Origin of the sequence: Streptomyces curacoi (assembly GCF_001513975.1) — a bacterium.
Taxonomy (GTDB): domain Bacteria; phylum Actinomycetota; class Actinomycetes; order Streptomycetales; family Streptomycetaceae; genus Streptomyces; species Streptomyces curacoi.
This window is the reverse complement of the sequence record NZ_KQ947988.1, coordinates 212,107-227,457: the sequence shown is the minus strand read 5'-3', so window position 1 is coordinate 227,457 and position 15,351 is coordinate 212,107. Positions and strand designations below refer to the sequence as shown.

The following is a 15,351-nucleotide window of genomic DNA, read 5'->3' as shown; positions in this document are numbered from 1 at the left end:
TGCGGCTTTCGTGCGGCCGCCGGAGCGTCAGCCGTCGGTGGCCAGGGGGTCCACGCACAGGCCGATGACCGGGACGCACATGTTCTCGTCCTCGGGCTGATCGGGCTGATCGGGCTGGGGGGCCGGGGGATTCGTGGTCGGCCGGCCGGGTGCCGGCGGCGCGGTCGTGGTCGGGGCCGGCCGGGGTGCCTGGCTGGTCGTCGCAGGTGGGTGGGGCGCGGTGGTGCGCGCCGGGGCTTCGCCCGTGGTGGTGCCGGGGCCGCCGGGCTGTGGTGTGGCGGTGGGGTGCGCGGTCGGTACGACGATCGTGCGGGTCGTCGGCGTCGCGTCCGGGCCGCCCATGACCGAGGTCGCCGAGGGGCCGGCCTTCGGGACGGGGACGGCGGCGTGGGCCGAGCGGGTCGTGTCGGTGTCGGAGTCGCTGTCGGTGTCCGTGCCGAGGTCCGGGACGGGTTCGGTCTCCGTGGTGCCGAGGCCGGCGATGTGGGAGTCAGGGGTCAGCCGTACCAGGCTCAGGGCGCCCGCGGCCAGGGCCAGGCCGCCGGCGGCGAGGAGGGCCTTGCGGGGGCGGGGGCGGCGGTGGCGGCCACGGGAGCCGAAGAGGCGGGGGGTGGGGCCGTACGGGGAGTACGGCTCGGGCTGTGGAGTGGCCGGGGTGCTCTCGCCGGCCGTCTCGATTCCGCCGGACGCCTTCGTCGCGTCGGCTCTCTGCGCAGGACGCGTCGTCGCTCGCGCCTGCGACCCTTCCGCCATCACACCCGTCACGACCCCTCCCCAATGCGCTCGCGCCCCCAACGCGCCGCGGTCCCGCGCACGTTATGCGCTGTCATGTGCGGTGGGCGGGGAGTTGGGTGGGATGTCACTCGAACGGGGTGTCGGGGCTCGACTCGGGAACCGCTCGTGGTCGGCCTTTCCCCGGCGGGGCCCGGCTGCGATGATCGGGGCCGGTGTTGTTAACCCGCGTTAACCGGAGGGTGTCATGAGTGAGGAGCGGTACGGGGACTTCGTGCTGGTGCGGCGGCACGGTGAGGGGGGTGACGGGGCCGCAGGGGGTGTCGGGCATGTGGCGGAGCTCGCCCTCGACCGGCCCAAGGCCATGAACGCCGTCTCGACGGAGATGGCCCGTTCGATCGCGGGGGCGTGTGCGGCGCTGGGCGCGGACAAGAGCGTACGGGTGGTGGTGGTGACCTCGACGCATGAGCGGGCGTTCTGCGTCGGGGCGGACCTGAAGGAGCGGAACTCCTTCAGCGACGCGGACCTGGTGCGGCAGCGGCCGGTGGCGCGGGGGGCGTACACCGGGGTGCTGGAGTTGCCGGTGCCGACGATCGCGGCCGTGCACGGCTTCGCGCTGGGGGGCGGCTTCGAGCTGGCGCTGTCCTGCGATGTGATCGTGGCCGACCGTACGGCCGTGGTGGGGCTGCCGGAGGTGTCGGTCGGGGTGATTCCCGGTGGCGGCGGTACGCAGTTGCTGCCGCGGCGGGTGGGGGCGGCCCGGGCGGCGGAGCTGATCTTCACGGCGCGGCGGGTCGAAGCCGTCGAGGCTCGGGAGCTCGGGCTGGTCGATGTCCTGGTGGAGGAGGGGCGGGACCGGGAGGAGGCCCTGGCCCTGGGAGCCCGGATCGCGGCGAACTCACCGGTGGGGTTGCGGGCCGCGAAGCGGGCGTTGCGGCTGGGGCACGCGCTGGATCTGCGGGCCGGGCTGGAGGTCGAGGACGCGGCGTGGCGGGCGGTGGCGTTCTCGGGGGACCGGGCGGAGGGGGTGGCGGCGTTCAACGAGAAGCGGAAGCCGGAGTGGCCGGGGGAGTAGGGGGGGTGTGGGTTCGCCGGTGATCCGGCGGGCGGAGAGAGAGGTGGGTGGGCCGGGGGGGCCGGTTTCGTCGGCCCGGTCCGTTTTGCCTGTCCTTTGTTCTTGCGTGCTCGTCACTCCAAGCGCCGCATCAATGTCCCAGTTCGCCCTAAACCTCCTAGCCTGGAGTGATGGGTGAGGACAGACGGCTCGCGGCCGTGGTGGCGCTGGCGCAGGGCATGGCGGCGGCGCACACCCCGCGTGAGTCCTGGCGGGCGGCGGCGCTCGGGGCGTGTCGGGCGCTGGCCGGGAGCTTTGCCGCGCTGTCGGTCTGGGAGCGGGAGCTCGGGCGGTTGCGGGTGCTCGTGAACGTGGGGGACCGGGCCGAGGGGGAGGAGGAGTTTCCGGGCGACGAGGCCTATCCGGTGCACCAGTTCCCGGAGATCACCGAGTTCCTGCACGAGCGGTGGGCCGCCGGCGGTGAGCCGAACGCCTGGGTGGAGACGGCCGAGGGCCCCTCCGCCGGCCATCCCGGGTACTGCCATCAGCGCGTCGCCGCCCTCCGGCGCCGTGGGCGCGGGTGCTGTGTCGTCGCGCCCATCGTGATGAACGGGCGGGCCTGGGGGGAGCTGTATGTCGCCCGGTCCACCGGTGCTCCCGTCTTCGACCGCGGTGACGCCGACTTCGCCACCGTCCTCGCCTCCGTCGTGGCCGCCGGCCTCGCGCAGAGCGAGCGGCTGGAGGAGGCCCGGCGGCTGGCGTTCACCGACGCGCTCACCGGGCTCGCCAATCGGCGCGCCGTCGATGTGCGGTTGGAGAGGGCCATCGAGCGGCATCGCGGCCACGGTGTCGTCGTCAGCCTGGTGGTGTGCGACCTCAATGGGCTCAAGCGGGTCAACGACACCCAGGGGCATGCCGTCGGCGACCGTCTGCTGGAGCGGTTCGGGTCGGTTCTGTCGCTGTGCGGTGCCATGCTGCCCGGTGCGCTCGCCGCCCGGCTCGGCGGTGACGAGTTCTGTCTGCTTGCCGTCGGTCCGCCCGCCGACGAGGTGGTGAAGGCGGCCGATGAACTGTGCCGGCGGGCGGCCGAGTTGGAGCTCGGTGAGGGGGTGGCGTGCGGGGTCGCGTCCACGGAGGATCCGATCGGGGAGGTGCGCTCCGCGCGGCGGCTGTTCCGGCTCGCCGACGCCGCGCAGTACCGGGCCAAGGCCGTGCGGGCCGACAGGCCTGTCGTCGCGGGGCGGGAGGGGCCGGACGATCCCGTGGTGCGCCTCGCCGACGAGCCCTTCGGGGAGGGTGCCGCGGAGCGGCGGCGCTTCCGCGGCCGCCTGCCGTAAGGCCGGGGTGCCCCCGCTGTCGGCCCTGAACGGGCCTCGTCCTCGAACTCCCCCAAGCTCTTCGAGCAGGGGGACCTCCAGGCGGGCCGAGATTGCGGTAAGGGGTGTACCACCCAGCCAGTAGTGACATCTTCGTCTTCACTGCGTACGCTCCTGAATATGGATATGCACACTGTGGTGGTGGGGACGTCCGGGGTCACCGCGTCCGACGTCCTCGCCGTGGCGCGCGGGGGTGCGCGCGTCGAGCTGTCGGCGGAGGCGGTCGCGGCGCTCGCCGCGGCCCGCGAGATCGTGGACGCGCTGGCGGCCAAGCCCGACCCGGTCTACGGCGTCTCCACCGGCTTCGGCGCCCTGGCGACCCGGCACATCAGCCAGGAGCTGCGGGCCCAGTTGCAGCGCAACATCGTCCGCTCGCACGCCGCCGGGATGGGGCCGCGGGTGGAGCGGGAGGTCGTACGGGCCCTGATGTTCCTGCGGCTCAAGACCGTCTGCTCGGGGCATACCGGGGTACGGCCAGAGGTCGCGCAGACCATGGCCGACGTGCTCAACGCCGGTATCACGCCCGTCGTGCACGAGTACGGCTCCCTCGGCTGTTCCGGTGACCTCGCGCCGCTGTCCCACTGCGCCCTCACGCTGATGGGGGAGGGGGACGCCGAGGGTCCGGACGGGACCGTGCGGCCCGCCGGAGAGCTGCTGGCCGCGCACGGCATCGCGCCCGTACAGCTGCGGGAGAAGGAGGGCCTCGCCCTCCTCAACGGCACCGACGGCATGCTCGGCATGCTGATCATGGCCCTCGCCGACCTGGACACCCTGTACAAGTCCGCCGACGTCACCGCCGCCCTGTCGCTGGAGGCGCTGCTCGGTACCGACAAGGTCCTCGCGCCCGAGCTGCACGCCATCCGGCCGCACCCGGGGCAGGGCGCCGCCGCCGCCAACATGCTGGCGGTGCTGAACGGTTCGGGGCTGACCGGGCATCACCAGGACGACGCGCCCCGCGTGCAGGACGCGTACTCGGTGCGGTGTGCCCCGCAGGTGGCCGGTGCGGGCCGGGACACGATGGCCCATGCCCGGCTGGTCGCCGAGCGCGAGCTGGCGTCCGCGGTGGACAACCCGGTTGTGCTGCCGGACGGGCGCGTCGAGTCCAACGGCAACTTCCACGGGGCGCCCGTGGCCTATGTCCTCGACTTCCTCGCCATCGCCGCCGCCGACCTGGCGTCGATCGCCGAGCGGCGTACCGACCGGCTGCTGGACAAGAACCGCAGCCACGGTCTGCCGCCGTTCCTGGCCGACGACGCGGGTGTCGACTCGGGACTCATGATCGCCCAGTACACCCAGGCCGCCCTGGTGAGCGAGATGAAGCGGCTGGCCGTGCCTGCGTCGGCCGACTCCATCCCGTCCTCCGCCATGCAGGAGGACCATGTCTCCATGGGCTGGTCGGCCGCCCGCAAGCTGCGTACGGCCGTCGACAACCTCACGCGCGTCCTCGCGATCGAGCTCTACGCCGCCACGCGCGCCATCGAGTTGCGGGAGGGGCTCGCCCCGGCACCGGCCTCGCAGGCGGTCATCGACGCCGTGCGGGCCGCCGGGGTCCAGGGCACGGGCCCGGACCGGTTCCTGGCGCCCGACCTCGCCGCGGCGGACGCGTTCGTGCGCGGTGGGGAGTTGCTCGCGGCCGCGGAGAAGGTCACCGGCCCGCTCCAGTAGGAGAGCAGGAGAGGGCCGCAGAAAGCGTGCGGGGCCCTGTCGTACGACCGACAGGGCCCCGAGGTGGCAGGGAGGTTACTTCAGCTTCGCGGCCTGCGCGTCGATGACGGCGGCCGGGACGTCGTACGCCTTGTCCGTCATCATCAGACCGATGTTGATCGTGTAGTACGTGGCGATGGTGCTGCCGTGGCGCACCACCTCGATGTGCGTGGTGCCGACGTCGCCGTCCTCCATGTCGCTCACCGCGGCGAACGCCACCGACTCGTCACCGGCTCCGGACGCCTTCTCCGTGCTGAGCTTGGTGATCTTCTGGTCCTCGCCCTGCATGGTGAGGGTGAAGCCACCGGAGCAGTTCTTCACCGCGTCCGACACGGACTTGAAGGTCTCCTGCGCGCCCTCACCGTCGTACGAGGAGAGCCCGACGACCACCATGTCGAGGCTCATCGCGGCGGTGAGCGACTTCTCGATGTCGCCCTCGCTCAGGTCCTCCAGGGACTTGGAGGCGGTGTCGCTGGGCTTCTTCTCCTGCCTGACCATCACGGCCGCGTTCGAGGCCGAGTCGCTCGGCGGCATGCCGCCCATGGCGTAGGCCAGCGGCGTGCACTGCTCGTCGCTGCTCTTGATCTGGTCCTTGGACTTCGGCAGCTGCTTGCCGGAGGCGTCGACCTCGTATCCGGCGACATCGCCCTTGGCGATGATCACCTTCTTCAACTCCGCGGCGCTGAGCGCCTTCGCGGCCTGCCCGTCCGACCCCTTCGAGTCGTCCGACCCCCCACCGCAACCCGTGACAAGGGCGAGCGACAGCGCGCTCACGGCAACCGTGGCGGCTACACGCACGCCCGATGATCTCTTCATGCGCGGACTATGAGGCTCAGGTCAAGGAGCCGTCAAGTCAATTCAAAAACCGAGACGTTCCCGGCGAACCGAGTAAACGACGAAACCCGCACCTATCGTGAGGAAGAGGGTCCCGCCGACCACGTACGGCGTGGTGTCGAGGCTTCCGGTGTCGGCGAGCCGGGTGCCGCCCGCGGTGGTGTCCGTGCTCTCGGACGCGGCCCGTGCCTGCTGCGTGACCTGCGTCGTCGGAGGCGCCGAAGGCTCCGTTCTCGCCGGCTGGTCCCCCGTCGCGTTGGCGGAGGGCACGAACCACAGGGCGCCCAGCAGGGCCCCCGCGGCGGTGGCGGTCAGCAGCGATCGGCGTGCGGTGGACGACGATCGATGAGCGGCGGACACGGAATATCGATCCCCTTGTGGTGCTGGCGAATTGGCCGTGTGGGGCGATGTTAGTGAAAGTCGCGGGTCACGGGAAAGTCACGGGCGAAATGAGCCGTACGCTCCGGGCATGAGTACTCCAGAAACATCACGTTTTGTACGGCTACGCGTGGAACTCGTCCTCGAAGTGGAGGACGGTGACGCCGTGACCAAGGCCGCGCTGCGGCGGCTCGTCGACGACACCACGCTGCCGGCCGACGAACGGGTCCACGCCGAGAGCGCTGTGACGGAAGACACCGCGGAGGCCCTCGCGTATCTCGTAGATCCGTTGGACCTGGTCAGCGAGGTGCCGGGGATCGAGCTCGCGCAGGCCTCCTGGTCCAGCGAGCGCATCGCCTACGACCCGGATTCGCCGGAGTGGGACCTCGACGACGATGATGTCCCCGAGGACTTCGACGACGAAGGGTCGAAGAAGGGCGGCTGACGCCGCTTGGGGAAATCGTGACCCCGGGCGGCAACCGCGGCCCGGGGTTTCGTCGTCTCAGGGGGCGCACTGACCGACACCGGCATCACCCGCCGCGGCGGACGTGGTGTTCCCCACACATGCCACGGATGTGGAACGGGACGAACCGGTCGTAGCGTTGAAGGTTCTTGACGGGGACTCTCGGGCTTTTTGGGAATCGGGAACAATGGAGAAGCGTGTGATGACGAACAGTAAGCGGCGCAAGGGCCTCACGGTCGCGTCCGCACTGCTCGGCGGTGTCCTGGTGCTCTCGGCCTGCTCCGGCGGCGACGACAACGCCGCCGGGAGCGACGGCGGCGACTCCTCGCAGTCCAAGGTCGACGAGGCGGCCGCCAAGAAGACCTCCGAGGCCCAGATCAAGATCACGCCCGAGGACGGCACCGACAACGCCTCCATCAACAACTCCGCCGCCGTCACCGTGAGCAAGGGCACGCTCACCGAGGTGTCGATGAAGACCGCCGACGGCGCCGTGGTCGCGGGTGAGATATCCGCGGACAGGACCAGCTGGAAGCCCACCGGCCAGCTGGAGCGCTCCACGACCTACAAGATCGCCGTGACCGCGAAGGACGCCAAGGGCCTGGAGGCCCATGAGAACGCCTCCTTCACCACCGTCTCCCCGGCCAACAGCTTCCTCGGGTACTTCACGCCGGAGGACGGCTCCACCGTCGGCGTCGGCATGCCCGTGTCGATCAACTTCGACAAGGCGATCAGCAACAAGGCGGCCGTCCAGAAGGGCATCACCGTCTCCACCACCAGTGGCCAGGAGGTCGTCTGCCACTGGTTCAACGACACCCGCATGGACTGCCGGCCCGAGGACTACTGGAAGGAGGGCGCCGCCGTCACCCTGAAGATGGCCCTCGACGGAGTCGAGGGTGCCGACGGTGTCTACGGCGTCCAGCAGAAGACGGTCACCTTCAAGATCGGCCGCAACCAGATCAGCTACGTCGACGCGAAGACCAAGCAGATGAAGGTCACGCAGGACGGCAAGACCATCAAGACCATCCCGATCTCCGCCGGCTCCCCGGAGAACAAGACCTACGAGGGCATCATGGTGATGTCCGAGAAGTTCAAGGAGACGCGCATGAACGGCGCGACCGTGGGCTTCACGGACGACGACGGCAAGGGCGAGTACGACATCAAGGACGTGCCGCACGCCATCCGCCTGTCCACCTCCGGCACCTTCATCCACGGCAACTACTGGGGTGCCAAGTCCATCTTCGGCAGCGTGAACACCAGCCACGGCTGCGTGGGCCTGTCCGACACCAAGGGTGCCAACGACAAGGGCACGGCGGGCTACTGGTTCTACAACAACTCCATCGTCGGTGACGTCGTGGTCGTCCAGAACACCGGCGACAAGACGATCGCGCCCGACAACGGCCTCAACGGCTGGAACATGGACTGGGCGGCGTGGAAGGCCGGTTCGGCCGTCTGACGGCCCCTCCGTACATAGCCGCCCCACAGCTCCCTCACAGCTGACCGATGCCGCCCTCAGGGGCGGCATCGGTGTTTCCCGGGGCGGCCTCAGCCTTCTCATCCCTCTCTTATTCCGGCCTTATCCCTTCATCACGCGCCGTCCCTAGCTTGCGGCGCATGTTCTTCACCTACCTGAGGCGCGAGCTGCGCCGCCGCAGAAAGGCGGCCCTCGTCGTCGCCTCCGGCCTCGCGCTGGGCATCGCGCTGGTCATCGTGGTCAACTCGGTGTCCTCCGGCATGAGCAGGGCCCAGGACAAGGTCCTGCAGTCCCTGTACGGCCTGGGCACGGACATGACCGTCACCAAGGCCGCCGAGCCGGCCGCGAACAGCTCCGAGCGGCCCCGCTTCCGGTTCGACGCGCAGGACAACGGCTCCGACGAGGAGCAGAGCAGCGACCGTGTCCTGGTCCAGGGCTTCCAGACGCTGCCCGGCTCGACCGTGACCGAGGTCGGCGACCAGAGCGGCGTCTCGGACGCCGTCGGCGGGCTCAGCCTCCAGGTCATCAAGGTCAGCGGGCAGTTCACGCGGGGGCAGTTCCAGCAGGACCAGAACAGCGGGGGCCAGCAGGGCGGCGGCCCCGGACAGGGCGGCGCCGGGAGCGGGACCGGGCAGCCGCGGGGCGAAGTGCGCGGCGGGGGCGCCGACTTCGACGTCAACAGCTACTCCGTCTACGGCACCGACGTCACCAAGCCGGGGCTCGGACCGCTGACCTCCTCGAAGATCACCAGCGGCCGCACCTTCAGGACGACGGAGACCGACGCCGAGGTGGTGGTCGCCGACACCTCCTACGCCAAGGAGAAGAAGCTCAAGGTCGGCTCCACCGTCACCATCAAGGGCACCGGCTTCGAGGTGATCGGCATCGCCACGCCCGACAGCGGGGACGCCGCCGCCAACCTCTACATCCCGCTGAAGCAGGCGCAGACGCTCGCCGAGGTGAAGGACAAGGTCACCACGATCTACGTCAAGGCGAGCGACTCCCAGCGGATCGACTCCGTCAAGTCGGCCATCCGGAAGAACATCTCCGGTACGACGGTGACGACCTCCGCGGACCTCGCGGACACGGTGTCCGGCTCCCTGTCCACGGCGTCCTCGCTGGCGACCAGCGTCGGCAAGTGGCTGTCCGTCGTGGTGCTGGTGGCGGCGTTCCTGGTGGCCGGGCTGCTGACCTCGTCGGCGGTGTCGCACCGGGTGCGGGAGTTCGGCACGCTGAAGGCGCTCGGGTGGAGGTCGGGGCGGGTGACCCGGCAGGTGGTCGGTGAGGCGATCGTCAACGGGCTGCTCGGTGGGGCGCTGGGGATCGCGGTCGGGTTGGCGGGGGCGTACGCCGTGACGGCTGTCAGCCCGACGCTCCAGGCGCAGTTGGGTGGTGGTGGGGGCGGTGGCGGTACGGCCGGCTTCGGCGGGCCCGCACGCCAGGCCGCGTCCAGAACGCTGGACGTCGCCCTGACCGCGCCCGTCAGCCTCACGACGGTCGCGCTCGCGGTCGGCCTTGCCGTGACGGGTGGGCTGATCGCGGGTGCCTTCGGTGGCTGGCGCGCGTCCCGGCTCCGCCCGGCGGACGCACTGCGCCGCGTCGAGTAGCTGACGTCGGCGATGGCTGGGGCGGGGGCGGATGCGCAGCCCGGCGCGACGGGGTGCCTCCCCCAAGCTCTTCGAGCAGGGGGTACCCCCAGCGCCCACCCGTGCCGCCCCAGCGGCACGACTGCCCGCAGCTACGCGGCTACGCGGCTATGGCTGACGGGACGACAACCCCCTAGGGGCGCGGGGAACTGCGCGACCAGCCCCCACGCGCCCGCAGCCAACGACGGCCGCGGCTCACTCGAACACGGCCGGCGATGCATCGGGCGTGAGTGAACCCACCTCAGGGGCGCGGGGAACTGCGCGATCAGCCCCCGCCCGCCCGCAGCCGTACACGATTCGCACCACCCCGAACCCCACCCCACCCAGGAGCTCCCACCATGTACGAACTCAGAAGCGTCACCAAGCGCTACGCCCGAGGCAAGGACAGCGTGCACGCCCTCGACGGAGTCGACCTCACCATCGCCGACGGTGACCGCCTCGTCATCCAGGGACCCACCGGCGGCGGCAAGTCCACCCTCCTGCAGATGCTCGGCGGACTCGACCGGCCCACCGCAGGTGAAGTCGTTTTCGACGGCACCGACTTGGCCAGGCTGTCCGAGGCCCGGCTGACAAGGGTCCGCAGCGAGAACATCGGGTTCGTGTTCCAGTCCTTCAACCTCATCCCCACCCTCACCGCCCAGGAGAACGTCGAGACCGCCCTCGTACCACTCGGCGTGAAGCCGAAGGAGCGGCGCGAGCGGGCCGCCGAGGCGCTGAGGTCGGTCGGGCTGGGCGAGCGGCTGGCGCATCTGCCGTCCGAGATGTCCGGCGGACAGCAGCAGCGGGTCGCCATAGCCAGGGCGCTCGTCAAGCAGCCGAAGGTGCTCCTGGCCGACGAACCCACCGGCAACCTCGACGAGTCGATGCGCGACGAGATCATGGACGTACTCGAACGCATGTGGAAGGAGTTCGGGTTGACCTTCATCATGGTCACCCACGACTCGGGGATCGCGAAGAAGGCCCCGCGGCTGGCGACCATCCGCAAGGGACGGATCAGTGTCAAGGAGAACGCGGGCGCGTAACCCGGCGACTGTGTAACGGAGTTCGCGCTGTCGCGTAACAGTCGGCAGGCCCGCTTCTCATCTCCCTCTTGTCTATTGAGGTGCCTGATCACCCCTCGGCATACTGCGTATTCCGGGGGGTGACGCGCAGGGGTACGGCAGCTTCCCCCGGCCGGGTGAATGGGGAATTCGCCCGGACCTTCTGCAAGGGGGAAACTTGCGCAGACAAGTCAAAAGAATAGGCGCGGCCTCTGTCGCCACAGCGGCCGCCGTCGCCCTCGCCGCGGGAATGACCAGCCCGGCGTCGGCCGAACCGGAGCAGCGCCCGTCCGGCGCCGCTGCCTCCCTCACGTCCCCCCACCGCATCACCCTGATCACGGGTGACCGGGTCACCGTCGACTCCAAGGGCCGCGTGGTCGGCCTGGAGCGGGCGAAGGGGCGCGAGCACATACCCGTACAGATACGCAAGGTCGACGGGCACACGCTCGTCATCCCGGCCGACGCGGCCCGACTGGTCGCCGACGGCAAGCTCGACCGGCGGCTGTTCGACATCACCGAGCTCAACAAGTCCGCCACCCGCGCCTCCCAGGCCAAGGGCCTGAAGGTCATCGTCGGTTACAAGGGCGCCGCCGCCGGCACCAAGGCCGACGTCCGCGACGCGGGCAAGCTGCGCCGCACCCTGAAGTCACTGAACGCGGACGCGGTGCAGGCCCCGCACCAGGACACGCCCGAACTGTGGGACGCGCTCACCAACGGCGACCGCACCGCCTCGGGCATCGCGCACGTCTGGCTGGACGGCGTCCGCAAGGCCAGCCTCGACAAGTCCGTGGCGCAGATCGGCGCCCCCAAGGCATGGACGGCCGGCTACGACGGCAAGGGCGTCAAGATCGCCGTACTGGACACCGGTGTCGACGCGACCCACCCGGACCTCAAGGACCAGGTGATCGCGGCCAAGAACTTCACGCCGGCCGCCACCGCGGACGACAAGGTCGGCCACGGCACACACGTCGCGTCCATCGCGGCGGGCACCGGCGCGAAGTCCGGCGGCAAGTACAAGGGCGTGGCGCCCGGCGCCGACATCCTCAACGGCAAGGTCCTCGACGACCAGGGCTTCGGCGACGACTCCGGCATCCTCGCCGGTATGGAGTGGGCGGCCGAGCAGGGCGCCCAGGTCGTCAACATGAGCCTGGGCGGCGGCGACACCCCGGAGGTCGACCCGCTGGAGGCGGCGGTCAACAAGCTGTCCGCCGAGAAGGGCATCCTCTTCGCGATCGCGGCGGGCAACTCCGGCCCCGAGTCGATCGGTTCGCCGGGCAGCGCGGACGCCGCGCTCACCGTCGGCGCCGTCGACAAGAAGGACAAGCTCGCCGAGTTCTCCAGCACCGGTCCGCGGCTCGGCGACGGTGCCATCAAGCCGGACGTGACCGGGCCGGGCGTGGACATCACGGCCGCGTCCGCCAAGGGCAGCCTCATCGAGCAGGAGGTCGGCGAGAAGCCGGCCGGCTACCTGACCATCTCGGGTACGTCGATGGCGACCCCGCATGTCGCGGGCGCGGCGGCGATCCTGAAGCAGCAGCACCCGGAGTGGACGTACGCCGAGCTCAAGGGCGCGCTGACCGGTTCGACCAAGGGCGGCAAGTACACGCCGTTCCAGCAGGGCTCGGGCCGTATCCAGGTGGACAAGGCCATCAAGCAGACCGTGATCGCCGACCCCGTGTCGGTGAGCTTCGGGGTGCAGCAGTGGCCGCACACCGACGACAAGCCGGTCACCAAGGAGCTGACGTACCGCAACCTCGGTACGAAGGACGTCACGCTCACGCTCTCCGCGACGGCCACCAACCCCAAGGGGCAGGCGGCTCCGGCAGGCTTCTTCAAGCTCGGCGCGACGAAGGTGACGGTCCCGGCGGGCGGCAAGGCCTCCGTCGACATGACCGTCAACACCAAGCTGGGCGGCACCCTCGACGGCGCGTACTCCGCGTATGTGACGGCGACGGGCGGCGGGCAGAGCGTCCGTACGGCCGCCGCGGTGCAGCGCGAGGTGGAGTCGTACGACGTCACCGTCAAGCACATCGGCAAGGACGGCAAGCCGGCCCCCGAGTACCTCACCGACCTGATCGGCTACTCGGGCCTGGCGGCGGACCGGGGCTACTCGGTGCCGGCCGCCGAGTCCGGCACCGTGAAGCTGCGGCTGCCCAAGGGCACGTATCTGCTGGACGCCTGGATCGCCAAGGACTGGGTGAACCTGGAGGGCGGCCTCGACTGGCTGGTCCAGCCGAAGCTGAGCGTCACCAAGAACACCACGGTGACGATCGACGCCCGTACGACCGGGTCGGCCGACATCACGGTGCCGGACGCGCAGGCCAAGCAGGTGCTCGCGGGTGTCGGCTACATGTACGACGCGGCGGGCATCGGCATCGGCGTGGGCCTCGACTCCTTCGCCAAGCTGCGCATGGCGCACCTGGGCCCGGAGATCGCCGGCGGCCTGAACCAGACCTGGAACGGCCAGTGGACCAAGGGTGACGACACCGAGTACGACGTCGCCACCACCGCCGAGGTCAAGAAGATCCAGGGCAACAAGGTCCGCCACTTCAAGGCGGGCGAGCTCGCCAAGGTGAAGAACAACCTCGGTGCCGCGGCCCCCGGCAAGACGGGCGCGCTGATGCCCCTGGGCATCTTCCCCGAGGACTTCACGTTCGGCACGCCGATCGAGCAGAAGCTGCCGGGCTCGCGGACGCTGTACCTGTCGACGTCCGACAAGATCCAGTGGACGTTCGACTTCGCGCAGTACGCGGGCAAGGACGCGGACGGCTTCCCGATCGCCGACGCCTACTACACGCTGGGCACGCCGCAGACCTTCAAGGGGGGCAAGAGCTACGAGAAGACCTTCAACACCGCGGTCTTCGGCCCCCACATCAACCGGGACTTCGGCCTGTTCCGTGAGGGCAACAACATCTACGGCTCCCTGCCGCTGTTCGCGGACGGCAACAAGCACGCGGGCTCCTCGGACTTCACCGCGGTGACCACGAGCCTGTACCGCAACGGCACCAAGGTCGGCACCAACGACGACCCGCTGTTCGGCGAGGGCGTGTTCAAGGTTCCGGCCGCCGAGGCCGAGTACAAGCTGACGACCTCGGTCAAGCGGAGCGTCAAGGTCGCGGCCGCCTCCACGCGGATCGACGCGAGCTGGACCTTCCGTTCCAAGAAGCCGTCCGCCGAGCAGGTCAAGCTCCCGGCCTCCACGGTCCGCTTCAACGCCAAGACCGGCCTGGACAGCCGGGTCGAAGCCGACAAGAAGATGACCTTCCCGGTCACCGTCGTGGGCTCGGCCGCGGGCAGCAACCTGAAGTCGCTGCACGTGTACGTGTCGTACGACTACGGCCAGACCTGGAAGAAGGTCGAGGTCAAGGACGGCAAGATCACCGTGAAGAACCCGGCGAAGGGGAAGGCCGTCTCCTTCCACGCCAAGGTCGCCGACAAGAAGGGCAACAAGGCGACGATCTCGATCTACAACGCGTACTACGGCAAGTGAGCCCCGGGCTGCCGAGCCGATAGCGAACCGCCTGCCGGAAGCGCAGCTTCCGGCAGGCGGTTCGTGTTTCCGCGAGGCCATGACGGTTCCTGGCGGCCCCGGGCGGCCCCGGGCGGTCATCGGGGCGACATGACCTCGTACAGGTTGCCCGCCTCGTCGGTGAAGTACAGCCCGCGGGCGCACAGGGGATGGTCGAGACGGCCGTTGTCCGGGGTGGAGGGGTCGTTGCCGTAGGGGACGCCGAGGGTGCGCAGCCGGCCGAGGATCGCGTCGAAGGTGTCGGGGTCGACGTCGAAGGCCAGGTGATGTCCCTCCGCCGACTCGACGGCCATGAAGTCGAGGGTGAGCTGCTCGTTGACGCGCACGGGCGCGAAGTGGCCGCCACCGCCGGCGGGGGGAAGCTGCTCCAGCCCCATCACGGTGGCGAAGAAACGGGCCGCGGCGGTGTGGTCGACGGCCGGGACGATGGTGTGGTTGAGGGTGACGGTCATCCGGTCTCACTCCCTGGTTGTCGGAGTACGCCGTGCAGGAGTACGTCGGCCAGTTCGGCCGGGGTCGGGGTCTCCTCCGCGCCGAGGGCGCCGCCGCGCAGCTGGGCGAAGAGGGTGGCGAGGAAGAGGGCGGCGACCTTCTCCACGGGCAGCCGCAGCGCGTCCCGGTCGGGTTCGATCAGCTCGGCGAGGGCCTCGCGCAGGGTCCGCGTGGAGGCGTCGCGGTCGGCCTGGGTGGGCTCCTCGCCGGTCGGCCGCCCACGCCGCCGCCCCGACGCGTACAGCGCGCCGAGGACGGCGCCCATCCGCTCCAGGTGGGCCCGCATCGCGTCGGCGGCCTCGGTGAGCCGTGCCGCCAGCGGCAGCTCCAGGTCGACGCAGGCCAGTTCCCGCAGCACGTGATCGGGGCTGACGGCCTCCGTCACACAGGCGTCCAGCAGCTCGTCCTTGTCGGCGAAGACCCGGAAGATCGTCGCCTCCCCGATCCCGGCGGCCCGCGCGATCCGCCCGGTGGTGACGGCGGCGCCGTGCTCGGCGACGAGGGGGAGAGCGGCGGCGACGATCATGGCGCGCCGCTGGTCGGGGGTCATGCCGGGGGCGCGGCGGCGGGGCTCGGTCATGCGCAGGACGGTACGGAGTGAGTACTCACTCCGTCAAGGGATGATCCTCGGTCAT

13 protein-coding genes are annotated in these 15,351 nt (G+C 70.4%); 8 read left to right on the top strand and 5 right to left on the bottom strand.

The window, feature by feature from the left end; all coding sequences use genetic code 11:
- Positions 1-27: 27 nt before the first annotated feature.
- A complete protein-coding gene (locus tag AQI70_RS17710) occupies positions 28-765 on the bottom strand; it encodes a hypothetical protein (RefSeq protein ID WP_244181703.1) in 738 nt (245 codons plus the stop codon).
- A gap of 214 nt (positions 766-979) precedes the next feature.
- Between AQI70_RS17710 and AQI70_RS17705 the strand changes: the two genes are divergently transcribed.
- The 3 genes from AQI70_RS17705 to hutH all read left to right on the top strand — a co-directional run bounded on the left by AQI70_RS17705 (position 980) and on the right by hutH (position 4,827).
- Positions 980-1,807, top strand: a complete 828-nt coding sequence (locus tag AQI70_RS17705) for an enoyl-CoA hydratase/isomerase family protein (protein ID WP_062150681.1) — start codon at positions 980-982, stop codon at positions 1,805-1,807.
- A gap of 170 nt (positions 1,808-1,977) precedes the next feature.
- On the top strand, positions 1,978-3,123 hold the full coding sequence (locus AQI70_RS17700; protein WP_062150678.1) for a GGDEF domain-containing protein: 1,146 nt from the start codon (positions 1,978-1,980) through the stop codon (positions 3,121-3,123).
- A gap of 165 nt (positions 3,124-3,288) precedes the next feature.
- Positions 3,289-4,827, top strand: coding sequence for a histidine ammonia-lyase (gene hutH, locus AQI70_RS17695; RefSeq protein ID WP_062150676.1), 1,539 nt, complete (start codon positions 3,289-3,291; stop codon positions 4,825-4,827).
- 75 nt (positions 4,828-4,902) lie between these two features.
- Here hutH and AQI70_RS17690 read toward each other — a convergent pair whose 3' ends face one another.
- The gene (locus AQI70_RS17690; protein ID WP_208607388.1) at positions 4,903-5,682 is read right to left on the bottom strand and encodes a hypothetical protein; all 780 of its coding nucleotides are present in this window, start codon (positions 5,680-5,682) and stop codon (positions 4,903-4,905) included.
- 42 nt (positions 5,683-5,724) lie between these two features.
- Positions 5,725-6,018, bottom strand: coding sequence for a hypothetical protein (locus AQI70_RS17685; RefSeq protein WP_062151911.1), 294 nt, complete (start codon positions 6,016-6,018; stop codon positions 5,725-5,727).
- Positions 6,019-6,169: 151 nt separating this feature from the next.
- Between AQI70_RS17685 and AQI70_RS17680 the strand changes: the two genes are divergently transcribed.
- From AQI70_RS17680 to AQI70_RS17660, 5 genes are all read left to right on the top strand, one after another.
- Entirely contained in the window at positions 6,170-6,523 is a 354-nt protein-coding gene (locus AQI70_RS17680; protein ID WP_062150670.1) for a hypothetical protein, read from the top strand.
- Positions 6,524-6,743: 220 nt separating this feature from the next.
- On the top strand, positions 6,744-7,994 hold the full coding sequence (locus tag AQI70_RS17675; protein WP_062151908.1) for a L,D-transpeptidase: 1,251 nt from the start codon (positions 6,744-6,746) through the stop codon (positions 7,992-7,994).
- A gap of 158 nt (positions 7,995-8,152) precedes the next feature.
- The gene (locus AQI70_RS17670; protein ID WP_062150667.1) at positions 8,153-9,616 is read left to right on the top strand and encodes an ABC transporter permease; all 1,464 of its coding nucleotides are present in this window, start codon (positions 8,153-8,155) and stop codon (positions 9,614-9,616) included.
- Positions 9,617-9,993: 377 nt separating this feature from the next.
- Positions 9,994-10,677 carry an ABC transporter ATP-binding protein gene (locus AQI70_RS17665; RefSeq protein ID WP_062150664.1) on the top strand — a complete coding sequence of 228 codons (684 nt, stop codon included), beginning with the start codon at positions 9,994-9,996 and terminating at the stop codon, positions 10,675-10,677.
- Positions 10,678-10,945: 268 nt separating this feature from the next.
- The gene (locus AQI70_RS17660) at positions 10,946-14,185 is read left to right on the top strand and encodes a S8 family peptidase (protein ID WP_062150662.1); all 3,240 of its coding nucleotides are present in this window, start codon (positions 10,946-10,948) and stop codon (positions 14,183-14,185) included.
- Between the two features lie 116 nt (positions 14,186-14,301).
- On the opposite strand, the gene AQI70_RS39210 is transcribed toward AQI70_RS17660, so the two are convergent.
- Together AQI70_RS39210 and AQI70_RS17650 are read right to left on the bottom strand one after the other, a co-directional pair.
- Positions 14,302-14,676, bottom strand: a complete 375-nt coding sequence (locus AQI70_RS39210) for a VOC family protein (protein ID WP_062150659.1) — start codon at positions 14,674-14,676, stop codon at positions 14,302-14,304.
- Entirely contained in the window at positions 14,673-15,296 is a 624-nt protein-coding gene (locus AQI70_RS17650) for a TetR/AcrR family transcriptional regulator (protein ID WP_062150656.1), read from the bottom strand. The genes AQI70_RS39210 and AQI70_RS17650 overlap by 4 nt, the downstream gene beginning before the upstream one ends.
- Between the last annotated feature and the right edge of the window lie 55 nt (positions 15,297-15,351).

Coding starts and splice junctions, on each gene's coding strand:
- AQI70_RS39210 (WP_062150659.1), bottom strand. CDS start 14,676: ATGACCGTCACCCTCAACCACACCATCGTCCCGGCCGTCGACCACACC.
- hutH (WP_062150676.1), top strand. CDS start 3,289: ATGCACACTGTGGTGGTGGGGACGTCCGGGGTCACCGCGTCCGACGTC.
- AQI70_RS17690 (WP_208607388.1), bottom strand. CDS start 5,682: ATGAAGAGATCATCGGGCGTGCGTGTAGCCGCCACGGTTGCCGTGAGC.
- AQI70_RS17675 (WP_062151908.1), top strand. CDS start 6,744: ATGACGAACAGTAAGCGGCGCAAGGGCCTCACGGTCGCGTCCGCACTG.
- AQI70_RS17665 (WP_062150664.1), top strand. CDS start 9,994: ATGTACGAACTCAGAAGCGTCACCAAGCGCTACGCCCGAGGCAAGGAC.
- AQI70_RS17700 (WP_062150678.1), top strand. CDS start 1,978: ATGGGTGAGGACAGACGGCTCGCGGCCGTGGTGGCGCTGGCGCAGGGC.
- AQI70_RS17670 (WP_062150667.1), top strand. CDS start 8,153: ATGTTCTTCACCTACCTGAGGCGCGAGCTGCGCCGCCGCAGAAAGGCG.
- AQI70_RS17660 (WP_062150662.1), top strand. CDS start 10,946: ATGACCAGCCCGGCGTCGGCCGAACCGGAGCAGCGCCCGTCCGGCGCC.
- AQI70_RS17650 (WP_062150656.1), bottom strand. CDS start 15,296: ATGACCGAGCCCCGCCGCCGCGCCCCCGGCATGACCCCCGACCAGCGG.
- AQI70_RS17680 (WP_062150670.1), top strand. CDS start 6,170: ATGAGTACTCCAGAAACATCACGTTTTGTACGGCTACGCGTGGAACTC.
- AQI70_RS17705 (WP_062150681.1), top strand. CDS start 980: ATGAGTGAGGAGCGGTACGGGGACTTCGTGCTGGTGCGGCGGCACGGT.